The sequence below is a fragment of the Rheinheimera pacifica genome, from assembly GCF_024809855.1.
GTDB lineage: Bacteria > Pseudomonadota > Gammaproteobacteria > Enterobacterales > Alteromonadaceae > Alishewanella > Alishewanella pacifica_A.
Genome location: NZ_JANUEM010000013.1, coordinates 15,910 through 39,096, shown reverse-complemented (window position 1 = coordinate 39,096; position 23,187 = coordinate 15,910). Strand labels below are relative to the sequence as shown.

Here is a 23,187-nt window from a genome sequence, read left to right as displayed (position 1 = left end):
TCGAAATCGCGGTTGCTGCGTGAAGTTTTTTCTGCGACACGCCATAAACCATCCATGGGGCTCGATTCCGGCCATCCATGGCCTCCAACGGTCGCCGAAAAAATCACATCCGCACCCGCTTGATATCCGGTGCAGCAAGCGCGCAGTGCACTTTGCTCAGAACCGTGTTTTTCAGGGACGAAAAACACGAGCCTACAGGGATGTATTCACGGCGTGTTCTGACAAAGTTGTACGGAGTGATTGCGATTGTCTGCATCATAGTGAAATCACATCCGAAACACGCCAAAGCGGCTTTCTTCAATTGGTGCATTCAGCGCGGCGGCTAAGGCCAGGCCCACTGTCATCCGCGTTTGCGCCGGGTCGATAATACCGTCATCCCACAAGCGGCCACTGGCATAGTACGGGTGGCCCTGTTTTTCATACTGCTCAATAATAGGCTGTTTCAGCGCTTTTTCGGCATCTGCTGAAAGCGTTTCGCCTTTACGCGCTAAACCGTCTTTAGTCACCTGCGCCATAACACCAGCTGCTTGCTCGCCACCCATTACTGAAATACGGGCATTGGGCCACATCCACATCATGGTCGGGTCGTAAGCCCGGCCACACATACCGTAGTTACCGGCGCCGTAGCTGCCGCCAATAAGTACAGTAAATTTGGGTACTTTGGCACAGCTTACTGCCATTACCATCTTGGCACCGTGCTTGGCTATGCCTTCAGCTTCGTATTTTTTTCCGACCATAAAGCCGGTGATGTTTTGCAGGAACAGCAACGGAATTTTGCGCTGGGCGCAAAGCTCAATAAAGTGCGCGCCTTTTTGCGCTGACTCTGAAAACAGTATGCCGTTATTGGCAACGATGCCGATCGGATAGCCGAAAATGCGTGCAAAGCCGCACACTAAAGTAGCGCCGTAATATTGCTTAAACTCATCAAAGTCTGAGCCATCGACAATACGCGCGATAACTTCTTTTACATCAAACGGCTTGCGCAGGTCTGTACCGACTATGCCGTACAGCTCTTTAGCATCATACAATGGCTCTTGCGGCGCTTTTATATCCATAGCTTGCGGGGCAGGGCGGTTAAGGCGGCTTACTGCATTACGTGCCAGTTGCAGTGCGTGTTCGTCGTTTAATGCATAGTGATCGGCTACGCCGGAGATTTTGCAGTGCACATCGGCACCACCCAGTTCTTCGGCTGATACTTCTTCGCCGGTGGCAGCTTTTACCAGCGGTGGGCCGGCTAAAAAGATAGTGCCTTGCTCTTTAACGATAATGCTTTCATCAGCCATGGCCGGTACATAAGCACCACCGGCGGTACACAAGCCCATTACTACGGCAATTTGCGGTATACCTTTGGCCGACATATTGGCCTGGTTAAAGAAAATACGGCCAAAGTGCAGTTTGTCGGGGAACACGTCATCCTGGCGCGGCAGGTTAGCACCGCCGGAGTCAACCAAGTAAATACACGGCAGGTGGCAGCGCTCGGCAATTTCCTGGGCGCGTAAGTGTTTTTTCACCGTAAGCGGGTAGTAAGTACCGCCTTTTACCGTGGCATCGTTGGCGACAATCATGCATTCAACACCGTTAACACGGCCGATACCGGCGACGACACCGGCGCTGGGTACGTAATCGTCGTAGCATTCCCAACCGGCAAACTGGCCGACTTCTAAAAACGGTGAGCCGGGGTCAAGCAGTTTTTGAATACGGTCACGCACAAAGAGTTTGCCACGGGCGGTATGGCGGGCAATTAACGCTTCGCCGCCACCGAGTTTAATTTGCTGTACTTTGCTTTGCAGATCATCGACCACGGCCTGCATGGCGGCGGCGTTTTTCTGGAAGTCCTCAGAGCGAGGGTTTATTTTGGAGGTAATTCTGGTCACTTAAGTCACCTTATACCAGAGCTGGTTAGACAAAGCGGAACCGGAACAACTAAGCAGACGATCAAGAGCGAGGATGGGAGATCCGAGCGGGTCTGCGTGTTGTTACGGTGGAAGCTTTGGCCTGCACCGGACTTAGATTCACGGCTTCGCTGCTTTCACACATTTAACACACTCGCCCGTTCGCCGCTCCCGATGTGTCGGACCATCCGGCTCACTTTTGATCGCTCGTTTAGTTAAATCTGTTACGCGCTTCGCCTCGTTCAACTTTCTATTTGGTTACGGCTATTTTTGGCGGTGGAAGCAGCCGCTTCCACCCGGGTTTCGCCTTAAAGCCTTAGTTAGATTCAGTAAACAATTCCCGGCCAATCAGCATACGGCGGATTTCCGAGGTACCGGCACCAATTTCGTACAGCTTGGCATCACGCAGTAAGCGCCCGGTAGGGTATTCGTTAATGTAGCCGTTACCGCCTAACAACTGAATGGCATCCAGTGCCATCTTGGTAGCCAGCTCGGCTGAATACAGAATAACTGCAGCGGCATCTTTACGCGTGGTTTCACCACGGTCACAAGCTTTAGCTACGGTGTAAACATAAGATTTCGCAGCATTCATCTGGGTGTACATATCGGCCAGTTTGCCCTGTACCAGTTGGAATTCCCCAATAGCCTGGCCAAACTGCTTACGGTCGTGAATATACGGTACTACCACATCCATACAGGCTTGCATAATACCCAGCGGACCAGCTGATAGTACTACGCGCTCGTAGTCCAGGCCGCTCATTAATACTTTAACGCCACCGCCAACCTGGCCCAGTACGTTTTCTGCCGGTACTTCGCAGTCTTCAAATACCAGCTCACAGGTGTTCGAGCCGCGCATACCCAGCTTGTCCAGCTTTTGTGCTGTGCTAAAACCTTTGGTGCCGCGCTCAACAATAAAAGCAGTGATGCCTTTGCTACCAGCGTTAATGTCGGTTTTGGCGTAAATCACATAAGTGTGCGCATCCGGACCGTTGGTGATCCACATTTTATTGCCGTTCAAAATGTAGTTATCGCCTTTTTTCTCGGCGCGTAGCCTCATGCTGACTACGTCAGAACCGGCGTTTGGCTCACTCATTGCCAGTGCACCGATATGCTCGCCTGAGCACAGTTTTGGCAGATACTTTATCTTCTGCGCTTCTGTACCATTGCGGAATATCTGGTTTACACACAGGTTTGAGTGCGCACCGTAAGACAAACCTACCGAGGCAGAAGCGCGGCTGATTTCTTCCAGTGCGACTACGTGCTCTAAATAACCTAAGCCTGAGCCGCCGTATTTTTCATCTACGGTAATGCCCAGCAGGCCTAAATCACCGAATTTTCGCCATAGCTCATTCGGGAACTCGTTTTTCTCGTCAATATGGGCTGCGCGTGGCGCGATTTCTTCGCGGGCGAAGGCGTTAACCTGCTCGCGGATCATATCTACCGTTTCGCCTAAATCGAAATTAAGCCCTTTATAACTACTAATCATGTTGATCCCCGTTTGCTATGTCTTCTGACCGCTTAAGCGGTTTTATGTTGTTTGGCGTCGGCTAAAGTGTCACGGCAACGTTTTTCTACTGTTACCAGCTCCATCAGTACCACTTTGATATCGTCCAGTTGCTGATGCAGCTCGGCCTTTTTCAGCTCTATCAGCTTCAGCATAGTATTTAATTGGGTGACGCTACTTTTATCCGCGTCGTACAGTTCAAACAGCTGGCCGGTTTCGGCCAGGCTAAAGCCCAGGCGTTTGCCACGCAGAATAAGCTTTAATCGCACCCGATCGCGTTTGCTGTAAATGCGGGTTTGGCCGTTACGTAAAGGCGTGATCAGCCCCTGATCTTCATAAAAGCGGATACTACGGGTAGTAATATCAAACTCTTTGGCCAGTTCGCTGATACTATATGTTTTTTCTTCTTTTTCTGTCATAACGCCTTCCCCGAAAACGCTGTCAATATAAGTGAAGTTTACGTAAAGGTAAAGCTGGCTGCTGGCTGTTAAATTGCCCAAACCGGCATTTTTATGGCCTTTGTAAAGCAAAAATGCCAGTTTGTACTGGTAAGACTGTACACTTTGCTGAACCAAAAGCAGCGCACACTACCATAGTGTTAGGTAGTTGACGTTGGCGTAAACGTAAATTTGGTGTAGGCTCTGGTGCAACTTTTAGCCGACAGCTTTTTTGGAGAACTTTATGGCTACCGACAATATTGTGATCGTTGCTGCAACACGTACCGCTATGGGCGGCTTTATGGGCGGCTTATCTGACGTAGATGCAACTGTGCTGGGTGCCACCGCGATTAAAGCTGCGTTAGAACAAGCCGGTTTAAGCGGTGATCACGTCAGTGAAGTAATTATGGGTAACGTGTTGCCAGCCGGTTTAGGCCAGGCTCCGGCACGCCAGGCTACGTTAAAAGCCGGCTTACCGCTAAGCGCGGGTGCCACTACTATTAATAAAGTATGTGGTTCAGGTTTAAAAGCCGTAATGTTAGCCAGTGACTTATTAAAAGCCGGTAGCGCAGATGTGGTGGTGGCAGGTGGTATGGAGTCAATGAGCAACGCACCATACCTTTTGCCAAAAGCCCGCAGCGGTTACCGCATGGGCCACGGCGAAATTAAAGATCATATGATGTTAGACGGCCTGGAAAACGCCTATGACGGTAAAGCCATGGGCTGTTTTGCCCAAGGCACAGCTGATGAAAAAGGCATTACCCGTGAGCAGATGGATGCCTTTGCTGTGCAATCTACCACCCGTGCTCAGCAGGCGATTGCCAGCGGCGCTTTTGCAAACGAAATTACCCCGGTAACATTCCAAACCCGTAAAGGTGAAGTGACCTTTAACGTTGATGAGCAGCCGGGCAATGCCAAAATCGACAAAATTCCCTCGTTACGCCCTGCATTTGCCAAAGACGGCACTATTACTGCCGCCAATTCCAGTTCTATTTCTGACGGCGCTGCAGCACTTATTTTAATGCGTGAATCTGACGCTAAAGCGCAGGGCGCTAAGCCACTGGCGCGTGTAGTGGCGCATGCCACTAATTCAATGGAACCGGCACTGTTTACCGTAGCCCCGGTTGGCGCGATGCAAAAAGTACTGCAAAAAGCCGGCTGGGATAAACAGCAGGTAGACCTGTGGGAAATTAACGAAGCCTTTGCCATGGTAACCATGTTGGCGATTAACGAGCTGGGGCTAGATGAGGGCAAAGTGAACGTAAACGGCGGTGCCTGTGCGCTGGGCCATCCTATCGGTGCCTCAGGCGCGCGGATTCTGGTTACGCTTATTCATGCGCTGCGTAATCGCGGTTTAACTAAAGGCGTAGCCTCACTGTGTATCGGCGGTGGTGAAGCGGTGGCACTGGCCGTAGAAGTACTGTAACAAACATTAAAGCTGCCGGCGCAATTACACACATAACAGGCCGGCGGCATACCCAAACAATCGGGAGAAGCAACATGACACAACAGGTTAAACATTTTATCGACGGCGAGTTTGTCGCACCAACAGGTGACAAACTAATACCCGTTACCAACCCGGCAACACAAGATGTAATTGCTCAGGTGGCATGTGCCACACCGGCCGAAATGGAACGCGCTATTGAGTCAGCCAAAGCGGCTTTTTTAACGTGGAAAGAAGTACCGGTATCTGAGCGTGCCCGTTTAATGATGCGCTTTGCGCATTTGCTAAAAGAACACCAGGGTGAAATTGCCGACATTATCTGCCGCGAACTGGGTAAAACAGTTGAAGATGCCAAGGGCGACGTATGGCGTGGTATCGAAGTTGTTGAGCAAGCGGCAAATATTCCGTCATTAATGATGGGCGAAACGGTAGAAAACGTCGCGCGCAGCATCGACACCTACAGTTACATTCAGCCGCTGGGCGTGTGTGCCGGTATTACACCGTTTAACTTCCCGGCGATGATCCCGCTGTGGATGTTCCCGATGGCGATTGCCTGCGGTAATACCTTTATTTTAAAGCCGTCTGAGCAAGATCCGATGACGGTAAACAAAATTGCCGAGTTGTTTGTTAAAGCCGGTGCGCCAAAAGGTGTATTACAAGTAGTGCACGGTGCAAAAGAGCAGGTAGATGCTATTTTGCATCACCCGGATATTAAAGCTATTTCTTTTGTTGGCTCAGTAAACGTTGGCCAGTACATCTACAAAACCGGTACTGACAATTTAAAACGCGTACAAGCCTTTGCCGGTGCGAAAAACCATATGGTTATTATGCCCGATGCTAATAAGCAGCAGGTGGTGAATGCGCTGGTTGGTGCCTCTGTTGGTGCTGCCGGTCAGCGCTGTATGGCGATTTCTGTAGCGGTATTTGTTGGCGCTGCCGCAGACTGGATCCCGGAAGTGGCTGCTGCCATTGGCAAAGTTCGCCCCGGTGTATACACCGACCCTAACGCTGCTTACGGCCCGCAAATAAGCCCGCAGGCGCGTGCCCGGGTGTTATCGTTAATTGAACAGGGTAAAAAAGAAGGCGCAACCTGCGTGCTGGATGGCTCTGACTGCAAAGTTGAAGGCTACCCGAACGGTAACTGGGTAGGCCCAACGGTGTTTAGCAACGTTACTACCGATATGGAAATTTATAAGCAGGAAATTTTTGGCCCGGTGTTGTCTACCATGCACGTTGCTTCTTTAGATGAAGCGCTGAAAGTGGTAAATGACAGCCCATACGGTAACGGTACTTCTATTTTCACCGCTAGCGGTGCCGCAGCACGTAAGTATCAGCATGAGGTGGAAGTAGGCCAGGTGGGTATTAATATTCCTATTCCGGTACCACTGCCGTTTTTCTCGTTCACCGGCTGGAAAGGTTCGTTCTATGGCGACCAGCATGCCTACGGTAAGCAGGCAGTGCGTTTCTATACCGAGACGAAAACCATTACCGCGCGCTGGTTTGACGACGATATTCCGGTCTCCGGCCCTAATATGTCGATTAACTTGCGGTAAATAATACGGGTGAGGGCCAGACTTTACTAAACTGACCGTTGGAGGCCATGGATGGCCGGAATCGAGCCCCAGGGACGGTTTATGGCGTGTCAGTGTGTAAAGTGTGGTCCTCGCTGTTCGGTGTAGGCAATCGCTTCCACCGTAACAACACGCAGACCCGCTCGGATCTCCCATCCTCGCTTTTGATCGTCTGCTTAGTTGTTCCGGTTCCGCGTTGCAATCCGCAATGGACTCAGGTTCAAAAAGATTAATACAGCAAAGTACGAAAGCAACGAAGCCGATTGGATAAGCAGGACCAACTATGAATTTCAATTTAACAGAAGACCAACAAGCCTTTGTCGATGTGGCCAAACAGTTTGCCGAACAAGAGCTGGCGCCACACGCAGCGCAGTGGGATCGTGAGCATCACTTCCCTAAAAATGTGATCCAAAAAGCCGGTGAGCTGGGCTTTTGCTCACTGTATACGCCCGAAGATGACGGCGGCATGGGCTTATCACGCCTGGATTCCTCAATTATTTTCGAACAGTTGTCGATGGGCTGTACAGCGACGACGGCGATGCTGACCATTCACAATATGGCCACCTGGATGATCGCCAACTGGGGCACCAGTGATGCCAAGGCAGAATGGATGGAGCACTTAGTTACCGGCCAAAAACTGGCATCTTACTGCTTAACCGAGCCAGGCTCTGGCTCAGATGCCGCCAGCCTGCGCACCAGTGCGAAAAAAGACGGTAACGAATACGTATTAAACGGCTCAAAGATGTTTATCTCCGGCGCCGGTGAGACTGAAGTATTGGTGGTAATGGCACGTACCGGTGAAGCCGGGCCAAAAGGCATTTCAGCCTTTATTGTACCAGCCGATGCCAAAGGCGTAATTTATGGCAAAGCCGAAGAGAAAATGGGTTGGAACGCCCAGCCAACACGGCTGATTACCTTTGAAGATGTGCGCATTCCGGCGCATTACCTGTTAGGTAATGAAGGCGAAGGCTTTGGTTTTGCCATGAAAGGCCTTGACGGTGGCCGGATTAATATTGCTACCTGCTCAATCGGTACTGCACAGCAGGCATTGAATACCGCACGTAACTATATGCTGGAGCGTCAGCAGTTTGGTAAGCCACTGGCGGCATTTCAGGCACTGCAGTTTAAACTGGCAGATATGGCAACCGAGTTAGTAGCTGCCCGCCAGTTAGTGCGCTTAGCGGCTTTTAAGCTGGACCAAAAAGACAGCGAAGCCACTGCCTATTGTGCAATGGCCAAGCGCTTTGCTACCGATGTCGGTTTCCAGGTTTGCGACCAGGCGCTGCAGCTGCACGGTGGTTATGGCTACATTAAAGAATACCCATTGGAGCGGCATTTCCGTGATGTGCGTGTGCACCAGATTTTGGAAGGCACCAATGAAATTATGCGGCTGATTATTGGCCGGCGTTTACTGGATGAAGCCGCAGGCGATATTCTGTAACCACTTAGTTTAACGATGAGTAAAATCATCAGGAGGAACCGCCTTGTCCACAGCGACACGCCGTAAACCGTCCATGGGGCTCGATTCCGGCCATCCATGGCCTCCAACGGTCGCTTTAGAACAAGGCTAATCCTCCTTCTTGCCTGAGTACGTTCGGGCAATAAAAGGAGACAACAATGGCTCAACTAAAACTGGAAAAGCGTGGCCACACGGCGCTTATCACTATGTCTAACCCGCCGGCCAATACCTGGACGCGTGACACCTTAACTCAGCTGCGTAACGCAGTGAAAAGCCTGGATGAAGACAAAAATATCTACGCACTGGTGATCACCGGTGAGGGCGATAAGTTCTTCTCGGCCGGTGCCGATTTAAAGCTGTTTGCTGATGGCGATAAAGCTGTGGCCAGCGATATGGCGCGTATTTTCGGCGAAGCCTTTGAAACCTTAAGCGCCTTTAGCGGCGTGTCTATTGCCGCCATCAACGGCTACGCCATGGGCGGTGGTTTAGAGGTCGCACTGGCCTGTGATATCCGTATTGCTGAGCAGCAAGCGCAAATGGCACTGCCGGAGGCAAAAGTAGGCTTACTGCCTTGTGCCGGTGGTACACAAAACCTGGCCTGGCTGGTAGGTGAGGGTTGGGCCAAGCGCATGATCTTATGCGGCGAGCGTATCGGCGCTGAAAAAGCGCTGCAAATTGGGCTGGTGGAAGAAGTGGTTGCTACCGGTATGGCGTTGGAAAGCGCTTTGTTACTTGCCGAAAAAGTGGCTGAGCAAAGCCCGTCCTCGGTTACGGCGTGTAAAAAGCTTATTCAGCAAGGCCGCAGCAGCAGTATGCAAAGTGCACTGCCGCTGGAGCGTGAGCTGTTTGTTGGCTTATTCGATACTAAAGATCAGGTTGAAGGTGTGCAGGCGTTTTTAAACAAACGCAAAGCCAACTGGGTGAATGGCTGATGAGCGACGCAAACGAGGTAGTGCTGTATCAGGAGCTGGCAGCACAAAATGGTAAAAAAATTGGCGTGGCTACGCTTAATTCAGAAAAATCATTGAATGCGCTTAGTTTGCCGATGGTGGAGTCGTTACTGCCACAGTTACAAGCTTGGCAGTCGGATAGCAGCATTAGCATGGTGTTGTTGCAGGGCGCGGGTGATAAAGCCTTTTGTGCCGGTGGTGATATCCGTGATTTGTACAAAGCTATGCTGGATAAGCCCGGCGAGTATGCCCCGTACGTAGAGGAGTTTTTTACCAAAGAATATACGCTGGATTATTTAATTCACACCTTTGGTAAACCTGTGCTGGTGTGGGGTAATGGCATAGTAATGGGCGGCGGTTTAGGCCTGATGGCTGGCGCCTCGCACCGGGTGGTTACGGCCAGCAGCCGTATTGCGATGCCGGAAATGGCAATTGGTTTGTACCCGGATGTGGGCGCCAGTTGGTTTTTAAACCGTATGCCAACCGGTTGCGGCCTGTTTTTAGGGTTAACCGGTGCCTCTATTAATGCTGCTGACGCCAAATTTATTGGTTTAGCAGATAACTTCTTACTGCATGAACGTAAAACTGCACTGTTGGACAAGCTACTGGCCGTTAAATGGGGCGATACCATTGCATTAAATCATCAAAAACTCAGTGATGTGCTGCGAGCTGAAGAAGATCAGTGTCGCACGCAAATGCCATTGAGCAATATCCGGCCACATCAGAGTGCCATTGAAGCCCTGGCGACATTCACTACGTTGCCTGAGGTGATCAGTGCAGTTAACACCATGACAGGCGAAGACAAATGGCTGCAAAAAGCCAAAGAATCACTGGCTTATGGCAGCCCTATTACCGCGCATATTGTATTTGAGCTATTAAAGCTGGGGCAAAGTAAGATTCTGGCCGACAGCTTCCGGCTGGAGCTGGGTTTAAGCGTGCAGTGTGGCAAGTTGGGCGAGTTTACCGAGGGCGTGCGCGCCTTGCTAATGGATAAAGATTTACAACCGAAGTGGCAATACAAAACAGTGAGCGATGTGCCACAGAGTGTGATCGACGAGCTATTCCGCTCACCATGGAGTGCCAATGCGCACCCGCTGCGCGAATTAGGCCAAACAGATAACTGATTAGGAGCAAACATGGCTAAGGTTGCATTTATAGGTTTAGGTAATATGGGTGGCCCTATGGCCATCAATCTGGTGAAAGCTGGCCATTCGGTTACAGCTTTTGATTTATCTGCCGCAGCATTGGCACAGGTAAAAGCCGAGGGTGCAGCCGTGGCGGCTACCTCAGCAGACGCTGTTGCTGGTGCTGAGTTTGTTATTTCAATGCTACCGGCCGGTAAGCATGTACTGGGGTTGTACTTAGGTGAACAAGGTATTGCCGGTAATATTAATAAAGATGCGCTGGTAATTGATTGTTCTACCATAGATGCCGACAGTGCCCGCAAAGTAGGCGCTGGGCTTGCAGCACAAGGCATTGCTTTTATTGATGCGCCGGTATCCGGCGGTGTGGGCGGCGCGAAGGCTGGTACTTTAACTTTTATTGTCGGCGGTGAAGCAGCGCACTTTGAGCGTGCGAAAACCGTGCTTGGTAATATGGGCAAAAACCTGTTTCACGCAGGTAGCGTGGGCGCAGGTCAGGTAGCGAAAATCTGTAACAATATGTTGTTAAGTATTTTAATGGTTGGCACTTCAGAAGCGCTGCAAATGGGCGTGGATAACGGCTTGGATCCCAAAGTGTTATCGGAAATTATGCTAAAAAGCTCGGGCCGCAACTGGACGCTGGAGCTGTATAACCCCTGCCCGGATGTGATGCCAAATGTGCCATCCAGCAATGGTTATCAGGGCGGCTTTATGGTTGATTTAATGGCAAAAGATTTAGGCCTGGCACTGGAAGCTGCGCTGCAAAGTAACAGCAGCACGCCGATGGGCGCACTGGCGCGTAGCCTATATGTAACGCACCAACGGGCAGGCAATGGCAAACTGGATTTTTCCAGTATTTTTAAACTGTTTGAAAAGAAGTAATTGGTTAAGTAGTAAAGTCACGCGGCTACTGCGTACATTTTTTGTCAGACACGCCGTAAAACTTCCCTGTAGGGTTACAAACTTCATCCTTGAAGTTTGCCCAAGGGCAGCCAAAGGCGCTGTTCAAATTCGCTCCTGACGAATTTGTCTGTTTTTCATTCATGAAAAACACGGTCTGCCAAAAAAGTACATCCGTGTCAGCCTCTGTGCCAGCTAATACACTTAAGTTAATTTAACCAGAGCGGAGTTGCGAACTTCGTCTCAATATAATGATAAGCCTGCGCGAAGATACTTTTTGCGTAAGACCGTTGGCGGCCATGGATGGCCAGAATCGAGCCCCAGGGAAGGCTTGTGGCGTGTCGCAGCAAAAATGTTCGCAGCGCAGGCGATTACGGAGAAAGAAATGAACCTGCAAAACAAAACCATCGTTATCACAGGCGGGGCACAAGGCTTAGGGCTGGAAATGGCTCGCATGTGCGCGGCTGAGGGCGCCAAACTGGCGTTAATTGATATGAATGCCGACCAACTGGCGGCCGCCAAAGCTGAGCTGGGTGCTACAACCACAGTGCATACCTATATTGCCAACGTTGCCAATGAGCAGCAGGTAGAAGAAACCTTTGCCCAAATCGACAGCGATTTTAACGGCATTGACGGCCTGATTAACAACGCCGGTATTTTACGTGATGGCTTGCTGCTGAAATATAAAGATGGCGAGCTGCAAAGCAAGATGTCGCTCTCTCAGTTCCAGTCGGTTATTGATGTAAACCTCACCGGCGTATTTCTCTGTGGCCGCGAAGCAGCAGCAGCCATGGTAAAACGCGGCACCAAGGGCGTTATTATTAATATGTCCAGTGTTGCCCGTGGCGGCAATATGGGGCAAACCAACTATGCCGCCTCTAAAGCCGGCGTGGTAGCCATGACAGTAACCTGGGCGCGTGAACTGGGCCGTTTTGGTATTCGGGTGGGAGCTATCGCGCCGGGCGTTATCCGCACTGCCATGACCGATGCGATGAAACCTGAAGCGCGCGACCGTTTAGAGAAAATGAAGCCTGTAGGGCGCTTAGGTGAAGCCAGCGAAATTGCCCACACCGCCAAGTATATTTTTGAAAACGATTTCTTTACCGGCCGGGTAGTAGAAATTGATGGCGGCATTAGCATGTAAGCTAAGCCGCACCAATATTGGCGCTACGGCGCCTTTTTTACTATAAGTTTTGGGGTTTCAACAGTTATTGCTGTGCCTTTTTTCACAGGCTGTTGCCCAAGCCAAACGCCCAGTAATACTGCGGCCATGCCAACAGCCTGAATAACAGTCAGGTTTTGCTTTAGTACCATTACCCCCAATACAGTAGCGCTTAGCGGGCTCAGTAAGCTAAGTGTGGTAACCGCTGCTGCTTGCATCTTTAACACACCACGCAACCACAACACATAAGTTAATCCGGTACCAACTACGCCTAGCCACAGATAACCGGCGATGTTCATTACGCTAAAATGGTTTGGCATTGGTTCGAATATCAATGCCAGTGGCAATAAAAACAGCCCGCCTGCAGTAAGCTGCCAGCTGGTTAATACCATAGCGCTGGCAGGCGGCAGCCATTTTTTGGTTAGCAAAGTACCACAGGCCATAGCAAAGGCACCTGCAGCCGCAGCGGCTACGCCGATAAAATCCAGTTTCGCTGTCGGCCCCAACACCAACATGGCCACACCGGCTAAACCACACAAGGCAGCAATCCAGCTTAGCATGCTGGTTTTGGCATTCAGCACTGCCCAGCCCAGTAGCACCACCACCAGCGGTTGAATAGCACCAACCGTTGCTGCTACGCCACCAGGTAAACGATAGGCTGCCACAAACAGCAACGCTTGAAAGATGCCGATATTCAGCATGCCCAGCAGAAAAATTTTGCCCCACCAGCCTTTGGCTGGGATCTGGCGCAGGCACAACAGCATGAGTAAACCAACCGGCAGAGTGCGTAGTGTGGCAGACAACAGTGGTACATCGGGCGGCAGAAATTCAGTGGTAACCATATAAGTACTGCCCCAAATTAATGGCGCTGTTGCAGTTAAACAAATATCAAACCAGCGGGCTTGCGGCACGGCTGAAGGCATTGAACAACTCCTGAAATAAGCAGATTAAGAAGGACTAAGCTAAGTGTTTGTTGCAAAACGCGGACACTATAAAATCTCAACTTAACTTAAGGTCAATAGTTGATTGGTGAAAGTGCGTTATATATTGCGTTAGTGGCTGAAATTGCTACTCTGAAGCATGCAAAAACAACATCTTGGAACTTCTGATGAAAAAAATTCTAATCGTTATGTCACTGCTGTTTTGTTCTATGCCGGCTCTGGCTGATGACAAAGCCGAACTTACTGCGCTTTTAAGCGAATTTTTAGACGGCGCTACCCGTAATGATGCAGCTATTCATAACAAATACTGGGCTGATGAGCTTATTTATACCAGTTCAAGCGGCACGCGCTTTGGCAAAGCCGAGCTGATGCAAGGCGTAAGTAGCCGGGGTATGTTAAAACCCGATGAAATTGATACCGTATACAGCAGCGAAGATCTGCGCATTATGCAGTACGGTGATACCGCTGTAGTGGCCTTTGTGCTGGTGGGTAAATCAGCCAGCGAAACCAAACGTTATTTAAACAGCGGGACTTTTATCCGCAAGAACGGCCAATGGCAGGCTGTAAACTGGCAAGCCACGATTAAAGCTGAGTAGGCCGTATGCACTTTTTGCCTGGTAAAAAGCTGGCAGGTTAAACCCTGGCCAGCATCGATATCGTTGCGGCTTAACAGGCTTCAATCGTAGCCAATTTTGCTACAACTATACGGATAGGCAATAGTCCGGAGAATAAGGAGCAGTTATGCTGGTAAAGGGAAAAATTACCCAGTGGGATGACGCTAAAGGTTTTGGTTTTATACAGCCACTGCTAAAAGGCGAGCGGGTGTTTTTGCATATGACGGGGTTACAAAACCGCAGCCGCAGGCCTCTTGTCGGTGAGGTTGTAACATATTCGGTAGCTAAAGACGCGCAGGGCAGGCTGCAGGCACAACAGGTAACCTATGCCGGTGAAAAACGTAAGCTTAAAGCAGCGAAAACGGCGTCTCGCTGGCCATTAATACTGGTATTGCTGTTTGCAGCCCTTTTGGTTGGTGCAGTAGTAACGGCTGAGCTGCCGTTATATATACCCATAATTTATGGTGCTATGAGTATAGTTAGCTACCTGACCTATTGGTGGGATAAGCGCAAAGCTCTGGCCGGGCAATGGCGTATACAAGAGTCTACGCTGCAACTTATGGCGCTGCTTGGCGGTTGGCCGGGGGCATTACTGGCGCAAAGCTATTTACGGCATAAGTCACAAAAACGCGCGTTTCGCACTGTATTTTATCTGGCAGCACTGGCAAATATCAGCGCAGTACTATGGCTACACAACCAAAATCTGCTGCCGGCTCAGTTGGTGGTTTATTAGCTATTACAGCGCTTCCCGCTCTTTTGGCCGGCGGCGTGGGATAAGCTCCGGGTGCATTTCTTTTAGCTGGTTCAGATGGCGTTTAAAGCGGGCTGTCATTTCTTCGTCCAGCTCGCTTTTGGCCAGCAGTTTTACTGCTGCGCGCATATAACGCTGGGTTATGGGCATTAATCTGGCGCCTTTGGTCATGGTTTGCATCAGGTTTAACGCTATAGTGGGGTTGGTTGGCATGTAGTCGAAGGTTTCGGCAAAGCGCTCGAACGCCTCGTCAAAATTTCCCCGCTGGTAGGCTTCAGCGGCTTCAGCGTTGATGATTTTTAGTTTGGCTTTGAGCTCTTCATGCCGGGCCTGCTCCATTTCCAGCATAATACGCTGGGTCTCTGTCAGAAAGTCGTCCCGATCCAGAATATGCTGCAACTTGTCGATATAGCTCTGGCTGGCGTAGAGGTCGCCCAGTTCGAAGTAGGCTTTGGCGGCATCCAGGCAACTGTCGATACTCATATTGGTTTTGTGCGAAACGGGTACTTCGGCAATTAACTGCTTGGCATCGGCCAGTTCACCTTTGGCTGCCAGAAAACGGCAACGTAGTACGGTAATTTCAGCTTTAAGTTTGGCAATATCAAAGCGTTTTGCCAGATGATCAACTATTCTGGCGGCGTTATTTACCGTTACAGCGCGCTCCAGAACGTTACCGCAGTATGCTGCGTCTACCAGTGCTCTGGCCTGGTTAAGGTAGTTATCGGCAATATCGTTTACCGAGTGACGCGCCGCTATGACAATTTTGGCGTTAATACGTGCGGCGGCCAGCTTATCGCCAATGATAGAAGCCAGATTAGCCAGGGTTTTTTGCCGGGTGATATTTTTCGGCGATAACAACACGGCTTCGTACAGGGTGTCATGTGCAATCTGAAAGCGCCGGTACTTTACGTACAGCCGCGACAACCAGTCGAGCGCTTCTACCTTGGTTTCATCAAACTGGGTAAGGTCGGCCAGTTGCAGCTCGGTGTCATCCCAGCGCTCCTGATAAAAGCAGGACAGCGCATAGCCAAGCCTGGCCCAGGCGGCTTTTTTATATTGTTGCATTATCTGCAGATAAAATTGCTCTGCCTGAGCAAATAGCCGCAGCTTTATCAACAGCTCGCCTTTGATCCGCATCGCCGCAATAGCAAACTCGGGCTTGCTGGCAGTGGCGTTGTCGCATTCGGTAATAGCGTTTTTATAATCATCCTCAAACAGGTGAACATACACTTTGCGCAGCGCAATACGGTTGGTAATGGCCCGGATAATCCGCTCTTCCAGTTGCTGGTAAGAAAACGGTTTAAGCAAATAATCGTCGGGTTGCAGTTCAATCATGCCATGCACAATTTGCCGTTGATTTTCAGCACTGACCATTAAAAAACAATTTAGTGGTGCCAGTAACTGCTGTGCTTTCAGGGTTTCGAATACCTGATAACCGTCTTTACCTTCTCCCAGGTTAAAATCGCACAGGATAAAATCAAACGGGAGCTCATGGCATTTGGCTATAGCTTCGTTGGCATCGCGTGCCAGATGAATAGACTCAAAGCCAATTTGCTGCGCCATTGCTTTGATAGATGCTCTGACGGGCGCGCAGTCATCAATAATCAGGATTTGTTTACAACGGAAAAAGCTGGCGTCCATATCAGGCAAGATCACTAAAACAACATTTGCTGATACTAGAGTAAAGACAGGGCTCAGGTAAAGCATGTTGTGAGCCTGATCTTTATTGAGATATTTTGACGCCGGGCACATACTCATTGCCAGCAGGTAACAATGAGTTTTTCGTTATAGTATTTGTAAGAATGTAATTAGGGCCTGCTGTTCTTCTTTGCTCAGCCCCAGTGGTTTTAGTAAAACAGAAGTTTGCGGGAACAATTCCGGATGTTTCAGATCTGATCGGGGCTTAGGCCTGGCACCACCAGCGTTATAAAAAGCAATAATGCCGTCAAACTGAGTAAATAAACCGTTGTGCATCCAGGGACCTGTTTTGGTAACCGCCCGCAATGACGGTGTACGAAATTTCCCTACATCGACCGGGTTACCAGTGACATCATAACGGCCAAGATCTTCAAACGCCCGGCCCATATAGTGTAAGCCGGTTACGTGAAACTGGTTATCACTTAACAGGGGGCCGTTGTGACAGTTCAGGCAACCTGCTTTGGTACGAAACAAATGTAAGCCCAGCAGTTGTTGGTTGTTTAGTTCTTCAGTCACGTTTTGCGTGCTTTGTTGTTTATCTAATTGATAACTGGCGTGTAAAAAGCGGTCAAAAGCTGTTTCTGGCACGGTTAGCTGTAATTGGAAAGCTACCAGCGCTTGTGCCAACTGTGTGCTGGTGATTGGGCTTTTGCCAAATACTGCAGCAAATTGCTGCCGGTATTGTGTATCGGCATTCAGGCGCTCCAGTGCTGTTGCCAACGACAAATCCATTTCTATCGGGTTTTCAATTGGCTGCAAGGCTTGTTCAAGTGCTGTGGTGGTACGCCCATCCCAAAAGAAACTTTGCCACAACTCCAGGGCGAAAATTGCCGGTGTATTGCGTTTTCCTTGTTGCTGATCAATACCAACAGCAGAGCGCTTACCATCACTGAACATCAATTGTGGTTGATGGCAACCGGCACAGCTAAGGGTGTTGTCACGTGAGAGTTTGGGTTCATTAAACAATTGCTCACCCAGTGCAAGCAGCTGTTTATTGTCTTCGGTTACTTCAGGCCGCACTGGCAATGGTTGCAGTTCAGCCGGTGTAATACCCGGCTGCAGTGAGGCCTGCGGCCATTTTGCCGGGTGCTGGTTGTATTGTTGCCGCAGCATATCAATGGGTACTGTGGCACTTGGTGTAAAAGGCCAGAGTAGTAATATCGCACAGGCTATTTTAGTTAAGGTCATAAGAAATCCCTAACCAGAACTGCCGGCCGGTTTCTATACCACTGCTACCCGATGAAATTAAGTAAGTTCTGCTGTCAAACAGGTTGCTGATATCTGCTGTAATTTTAAAATTGCCCAGCAGTTCACTTTGTACATGGTAACGAACAGCGAGGTTATACATTGTTCTGGATGCCAGCGAGACTCTTCTGTATACCGGAACTAACACTGAAGAAGATTCACATTCCGGACATAAGCGAGAGATTTCACCTGATGACGCATAATTGCCTGTGTGCAGTGCGGTTTCATAACTTTCGGTAAAAGTACCGCTCAGACTGGTATCCAGATTATCCAGCCAGTCGGCTGTCCAGCCAAAGTTAACGATAGTCGGGCGGCCAAAGTTGGTATTTACTCTATTTAAGGATGCTTTGGTTGTCAGCATGCCTTCATAGATAACCAGCTCATCAACAGGAACATTATCCGGGTTATCTTCGTAGTCGTTGTTGTTACTGTAGTTTTTGCTAAAACTGGTATTAGCCCACAGGCTGTGTTGGCCAAGCTTAATACTCCAGGATAAAGACAGACGCTTGCTGTAGCCTGAGCCTGAGTTATCCTGATAAGAGTAACGGTAGCCGTCTTCAAGGATTGGATCTGCTGCTGCGGCCAGCTGATCCTTTTTCCAGCGTTTTACCCATTTGACTGAGAACGTTCCAAACAAGTCAGTTGCCTGTTTTACGCCCAGTGTAATTTCGTCATTGTAAGGTGTTTTAACATTAACATAGCGGTAGCGTACATCGCTGTCTGCTGACGATTCCAGCCACCCTTGCAGCGCACCGCTGCGGATAGGACGGTATTCCGTGCGGTATGGTGTTTGCACCTCACGTATTTTGTAAGTGAGTAAACCCGCATCATAGTAACGGTTAGCGCCGAATGTCAGTAAAGTATCTGAGTCACCAAATACATCATAACCACCGCTGATACGGGGAGCGATATTATGGTTTTTAAAGAAGTTATCAGTATTGTACCGTAGCCCCAGATTAAGCGTCAGTTTGCCGATAGCCAGTTGGTCGGTCAGATACAATGCGCCTTTGAACAATTGTTCGTCAATATTTTCCTCCGGGTACACGATTCTGGATTCAAAATATTGCGGGGTTGATGCGACATTGGCACCGTAAAGTGCTACATGTACCGGGTTCAGAAAGTTCAGCGGTTCACCCAATTCAGCTTCCAGTTCTGAAAGCGGGCGGAAGAAACTTAATTCAACACAGTCAAGGGTGTAACCGTTACAGTTTAACGGGTTGATATTGCTGGAGTGCTGGCGTACGGCATTGTAATTATAGCTGTCTTTATCCCGAATACGCTGCATTCTTTCCAGATTAAGATTCATCCCGGCTTTTAATTGATGCTCCAGACCGAGCCATTTTACGGTATCGAAGTTAAGATCACTGTCGAATGAGATGTTGGTCTGGGTTTTTTCCAGGTTGCCATGGCCACCTTCTTTTGATACAAGGGTCGTTGCGCCTGTATTGGATGGATCCAGACTTCCCCAGTCTTTGCCTTTAGATTGCAGCCAGATGTAATAATGTTCCGGAGCTTGTCTGCTGTTTTCGCTGCGGGTAAATCCCAATTTACCGCTGAGTTCTGCAAATGACAGCCCCTCACGGAAGTTAATACTGGAACTTAAACCGCCGCCATCAACAATCATATTGCTGTCTTTAACGTTTTTAAGCAGATTATGATCTTCATAAGGTGCATAGGTAACGGTAAAGTCCAGTTGGTCCAGCAGAACGTCACGCATGGAATATTTTACCAGCAGATTGGTGCTGGTTCTTTTGGTTTCAACCAGCTGTGATAAAGAGACATCGCTGATCAGGCTTTCCAGATAGTTGGCATTCACCATAATCGCATGCTGGCTATTTATTTTGTAAACACCTTGTGCGCTATAGCTGTTTTTTTCAAACAGAGGTACGCGACTTGCTATATTAGTGTCCAGATCGCCGTTGATAATATGGTAATTACCCCAGTCACTGCGGGTTGTGCGATAAGAGAACCCAAAAGTATTGTCGATAAAATCAGTAGCTGAGCGCGATTTAACGGCAACCACTCCACCTGAGAAATCGCCGTATTCAGCAGGAACATTGCTGTCATATACGTCAATAGATTCTACAATCTGGCTGTTGATGGTAAATGCCTGAGGGCCGCCACGAACATCGTTAGCTGAAGTTAAACCACCTGAATAACTGCCCGGATCAATCCGGTTATTAAAGTTAACACCATCCAGAAAGAAACCGGTCTGCCATGGCTGACCGCCAGATATTGACAGTTCTTTTGCTCTTATTTCCTGAGATTCTGCTGCAGAAAGAGCACTTTCAGATAACTGTACGCCAGGCATCAGGGCGATTATTTCATTAATATCACCGGAGGTTTTCGGTACCCGGTCAATAAACTCCCGGTTTAAATGGTAACGACCTTGTATTTCCGGTACTTCCGGACCGATATAGCGGCCTCTGACATGGATATACTCTACATTTTCATCTGTGCAGGGCTTTCCTTCAGCCGTTTTACCTCTGATGCACTGGGTAATATTATTTAATTTTGCTGATGGCTCTGATTGGGTTTCTTCAGCCTGCAAGGCAAATAAGTTAAAAGACGCCAGCAGGTAAACGGGGAAAGCAGTTAAACGCATGAATGTCTCCGAAGAGAGCCTGCATCATAGTGATGCAGGCATTTTATAATTACGGTGTTTTAAGATTTGGTTGGGTCAAGCGGGAACAGATCATCAGTGTCCGGCACGCCGTCACCATCAGAGTCGTCATCGGCGATTAAACCACTGGCAGCAATTTCTTCCTCAGTTTTGTACAGGAAGAAGAAGTTAGGTTTACCATCGTTATCGCTGTCAACGTTGGCGACATCCGTTCCGGGGAAATGATCCAATAAGCTGTGGTGGATACCGATAGCCTTCAGGAAGGTAATTTTTTCAGCGGCAGCAGTAATAGGATCATCCACAATAGCATGTGCTTCGGCGATCATATCGGCAGACAGATTTAAATTAACCAGGCTGGCGGCAAAACTTTGCTGGTCATTAATTGCGTAGGTTTTGGCTTTGGTATTAATCACTACCACCCGTTTTTTCAGTTCGTCATAAACACTTGCCAGGCGGGCAGGGTAATTATCAGTAAGCGGAGCACGGCGTAATGCTTTTATATAGTTAACATAATTACGGGAAGGGGTAGTGTCTGCTGAACTATATAAATTGCCAATATTGACTCTGAGTGCATCCATAATGGTTTTTAACTGGGCTGCAGTCAGGGTTTCATCAGTAAGACGTTCATCAATCAGAGCCAGTCCTTTATTCATAAATTGCTGTGCCAGATCAAAAGTACCGATCGAAGCAAGATCAGGCGTATTAATCATATAACGGTTAATACGGTCATCGATTTCATCGAATTTCTGAATATGAGTATCAAGTTCCTCAACTGCCTTTATCAGCGCGGATTCAGCAGAATTATCGTTAAATAATCCATAAACAGAAATCAGATCACGGTAGGCAGTTGTAATATTGATTGTTGTTGGTGCAGGAATACTATCTGCATGAAAGTAGGTATCTACAATATCCTGGCAAACAGCTGCAGCTGTATTTAGAACTCCACCATACTGGTTATAAAGTTTTATGTGCGCATAACAACCTGCTCCTCCCAGCATTGTTGAGCGGTTAGCTGCATAATATTCAGAGGAGTTCAATATCGGAAAGGCTTCATCAAGTACCCTTCTGGCTTCTTCAACATAACCGTTAATATGCAGACGTGTTGCTATGCTTTGTGATGAACCGCTATCAATAGCTAATGCGCTATAGAACTGAGTTATCGTGCCATTGAAATTTTCTTTTGTGCTGGATATAGTTTCTTCAATGCTTTCATTGTTAATTATTTTGTTGAATATTGAGTACCGTGCTATTTCTCTTTTAGCAACCAAACTTTGTGCTGCAACACTAGACGCGGTTGAACTTAGTAACACTTTTTCAGGTATGTTTTCTAATTCCGGATATAAGACCTCAAATAGCCCTGCCAACGTTGCCAATGGCACTATATAGGCTGCCAATGAGTTTGCAGCATATGGGTCTGCCGGATATGTGAAATTATTGTCGTATGAAACATCTGTATAAATAGAAAGGGTTTTAGCAATATATTCTTTTGCTTTGTCCATTTCATTCATACTTTCATATAGCTGAGCAATATTAGTAAAACGGAGAGACTTTAATGTATAGCTGCGGGCAGCAGCTGTACCTTGAAGTCCTGTATTTTCAGCCAACACAGAATAGTCTTGCAGGGCCTTTAATGCGTTATTTTTATTTTCCTCATTTTTTTCAGACACATATGTTTCAACAAGTTCGCTTGTGTACTCATGAAAGGATGTTAAAAAATAGCCATAAGCATTGTTGTAGATACCTCCAGCATCAGTTGCAATCTTATTAGCGCCTGCCAGAAGATATTCGGTAAGTGCTTGGGCTGATTGAGAGTCATTAAGGGTAATATAAACTCGTAAGATGCTTGTATAATATCTGGCATCAGCCTGGGTTAGATTCTCGCTACCTCTTTCCTGAACAAACTGATTATATGTTTGCTGAGCTTTTTTATTATAAGCATTAGCTAGTTCGGGCATATTCTGTGTTATAGCCAGTTTTGCTGCGCTCAGGTATGCCCGGGATTGTGTATCTAGATTATCGATTCCCTCAGCCAATATGGTATCTGCCCGGTCCAGAAAACCAGACAATAGATAACCTTTAGCCAGTTCAGTATTCAACTCGTTAATTGCAACGCCATCATTAATGATGCCAACAATAGACTCTGCTTTTTTCAGATGAGAATACTCAGAGCTGTAGTAGTAATTCAGCTTGTCGGCATTGGTGGTGAACTGTGGGATCAACGGAATGGTTGCCTGTACAGGCTCATCAATAATGCCATCAGTAAAACCGACGACAAAGCTGTCATCTAGTAATTCAAGGTCGTATGGCGTATAGGTAAATGCGCCTGTCTGAGCATCCAAATCCAGAGTACCGTACTGAGTGCCGGTAATAATGCTGAACGTTATAGGATCATTGTCTGCATCGGTAACGATAATCTGGCCAATCGTCACACCGTTTGCACCAGATGTTACATCAGTACGAACTAGTACTGGCACATCATTAACATTAATAATATTAAAAATAATAGTAGTGGTAGCACTCGCCTGGCCATCGCTAGCGGTTATTTTAACCTGATCGCTACCGAAGTAGTTCAGGTTTGGTGTGTAGCTAAAGTTACCGTTAGCAGCTATGACAAAATTACCATGGCTTGCTGCTGATGCTACTGAGTAGTTCAGTGTATCACCGTCGCTGTCGGTTGCCTGTACCTGGCCCCTAATCACGGTATCTTCATTGCCGGTAAAGTTATAAGACTCATTACTGAATACCGGCGCTGAGTTTTTTTCACTGCCGCCGCATCCGAAAAGTGCAGCTATCGCCAAAGCTGATAACAAAAACCTGCGGGAATTTACTGGATTTATACGCATAATTTATTTGA

The 23,187-nt window shown here is 48.4% G+C and carries 17 protein-coding genes; 9 read left to right on the top strand and 8 right to left on the bottom strand.

The features are described 5' to 3' along the window. Nucleotides 1–266 precede the first annotated feature (266 nt). From M2404_RS15530 to M2404_RS15520, 3 genes are all read right to left on the bottom strand, one after another. Nucleotides 267–1,874: a carboxyl transferase domain-containing protein gene (locus M2404_RS15530; protein WP_259240679.1), complete on the bottom strand. Its 1,608-nt coding sequence runs from the start codon at nt 1,872–1,874 to the stop codon at nt 267–269. Nucleotides 1,875–2,208: 334 nt separating this feature from the next. Then, nucleotides 2,209–3,378 (bottom strand): isovaleryl-CoA dehydrogenase, encoded by a 1,170-nt coding sequence (locus M2404_RS15525; RefSeq protein ID WP_259240678.1) that lies wholly within the window; start codon nt 3,376–3,378, stop codon nt 2,209–2,211. Between the two features lie 32 nt (nt 3,379–3,410). After that, complete coding sequence (locus tag M2404_RS15520; RefSeq protein WP_259240677.1) at nt 3,411–3,815, bottom strand: MerR family transcriptional regulator; 405 nt, start codon at nt 3,813–3,815, stop codon at nt 3,411–3,413. A 262-nt stretch (nt 3,816–4,077) separates the two neighbouring features. Between M2404_RS15520 and M2404_RS15515 the strand changes: the two genes are divergently transcribed. The 7 genes from M2404_RS15515 (at nt 4,078) to M2404_RS15485 (ending at nt 12,443) form a co-directional block, all read left to right on the top strand. Next, nucleotides 4,078–5,259 (top strand): thiolase family protein, encoded by a 1,182-nt coding sequence (locus M2404_RS15515; RefSeq protein ID WP_259240676.1) that lies wholly within the window; start codon nt 4,078–4,080, stop codon nt 5,257–5,259. Nucleotides 5,260–5,333: 74 nt separating this feature from the next. Next, nucleotides 5,334–6,830: a CoA-acylating methylmalonate-semialdehyde dehydrogenase gene (locus tag M2404_RS15510; protein ID WP_259240675.1), complete on the top strand. Its 1,497-nt coding sequence runs from the start codon at nt 5,334–5,336 to the stop codon at nt 6,828–6,830. A gap of 301 nt (nt 6,831–7,131) precedes the next feature. Beyond that, the gene (locus tag M2404_RS15505; protein WP_259240674.1) at nt 7,132–8,289 is read left to right on the top strand and encodes an acyl-CoA dehydrogenase family protein; all 1,158 of its coding nucleotides are present in this window, start codon (nt 7,132–7,134) and stop codon (nt 8,287–8,289) included. 176 nt (nt 8,290–8,465) lie between these two features. Beyond that, nucleotides 8,466–9,239, top strand: a complete 774-nt coding sequence (locus M2404_RS15500; RefSeq protein WP_259240673.1) for an enoyl-CoA hydratase — start codon at nt 8,466–8,468, stop codon at nt 9,237–9,239. After that, a complete protein-coding gene (locus M2404_RS15495; protein WP_259240672.1) occupies nt 9,239–10,381 on the top strand; it encodes an enoyl-CoA hydratase/isomerase family protein in 1,143 nt (380 codons plus the stop codon). The genes M2404_RS15500 and M2404_RS15495 overlap by 1 nt, the downstream gene beginning before the upstream one ends. Before the next feature lie 12 nt (nt 10,382–10,393). After that, nucleotides 10,394–11,281 (top strand): 3-hydroxyisobutyrate dehydrogenase, encoded by an 888-nt coding sequence (mmsB, locus tag M2404_RS15490; protein WP_259240671.1) that lies wholly within the window; start codon nt 10,394–10,396, stop codon nt 11,279–11,281. A 403-nt stretch (nt 11,282–11,684) separates the two neighbouring features. Further along, on the top strand, nt 11,685–12,443 hold the full coding sequence (locus tag M2404_RS15485; protein WP_259240670.1) for an SDR family oxidoreductase: 759 nt from the start codon (nt 11,685–11,687) through the stop codon (nt 12,441–12,443). Between the two features lie 23 nt (nt 12,444–12,466). On the opposite strand, the gene M2404_RS15480 is transcribed toward M2404_RS15485, so the two are convergent. Then, on the bottom strand, nt 12,467–13,384 hold the full coding sequence (locus M2404_RS15480) for a DMT family transporter (RefSeq protein WP_259240669.1): 918 nt from the start codon (nt 13,382–13,384) through the stop codon (nt 12,467–12,469). Between the two features lie 185 nt (nt 13,385–13,569). On the opposite strand from M2404_RS15480, the gene M2404_RS15475 reads away from it, so the two are divergent. Together M2404_RS15475 and M2404_RS15470 are read left to right on the top strand one after the other, a co-directional pair. Next, nucleotides 13,570–13,998 (top strand): nuclear transport factor 2 family protein, encoded by a 429-nt coding sequence (locus M2404_RS15475; protein WP_259240668.1) that lies wholly within the window; start codon nt 13,570–13,572, stop codon nt 13,996–13,998. 145 nt (nt 13,999–14,143) lie between these two features. Next, nucleotides 14,144–14,749, top strand: coding sequence for a DUF1294 domain-containing protein (locus M2404_RS15470; RefSeq protein ID WP_259240667.1), 606 nt, complete (start codon nt 14,144–14,146; stop codon nt 14,747–14,749). 3 nt (nt 14,750–14,752) lie between these two features. Here the strand turns inward: M2404_RS15470 and M2404_RS15465 are convergent, their stop codons facing one another. The 4 genes from M2404_RS15465 to M2404_RS15450 all read right to left on the bottom strand — a co-directional run bounded on the left by M2404_RS15465 (nt 14,753) and on the right by M2404_RS15450 (nt 23,176). Continuing rightward, nucleotides 14,753–16,423, bottom strand: a complete 1,671-nt coding sequence (locus tag M2404_RS15465; protein WP_259240666.1) for a response regulator — start codon at nt 16,421–16,423, stop codon at nt 14,753–14,755. Nucleotides 16,424–16,552: 129 nt separating this feature from the next. Continuing rightward, the gene (locus M2404_RS15460; RefSeq protein ID WP_259240665.1) at nt 16,553–17,653 is read right to left on the bottom strand and encodes a cytochrome-c peroxidase; all 1,101 of its coding nucleotides are present in this window, start codon (nt 17,651–17,653) and stop codon (nt 16,553–16,555) included. Further along, nucleotides 17,640–20,315 (bottom strand): TonB-dependent receptor plug domain-containing protein, encoded by a 2,676-nt coding sequence (locus M2404_RS15455; protein WP_259240664.1) that lies wholly within the window; start codon nt 20,313–20,315, stop codon nt 17,640–17,642. Before M2404_RS15455 ends, M2404_RS15460 begins: the two co-directional genes overlap by 14 nt. A 59-nt stretch (nt 20,316–20,374) precedes the next feature. Continuing rightward, nucleotides 20,375–23,176, bottom strand: a complete 2,802-nt coding sequence (locus M2404_RS15450) for a cadherin-like domain-containing protein (RefSeq protein WP_259240663.1) — start codon at nt 23,174–23,176, stop codon at nt 20,375–20,377. Between the last annotated feature and the right edge of the window lie 11 nt (nt 23,177–23,187).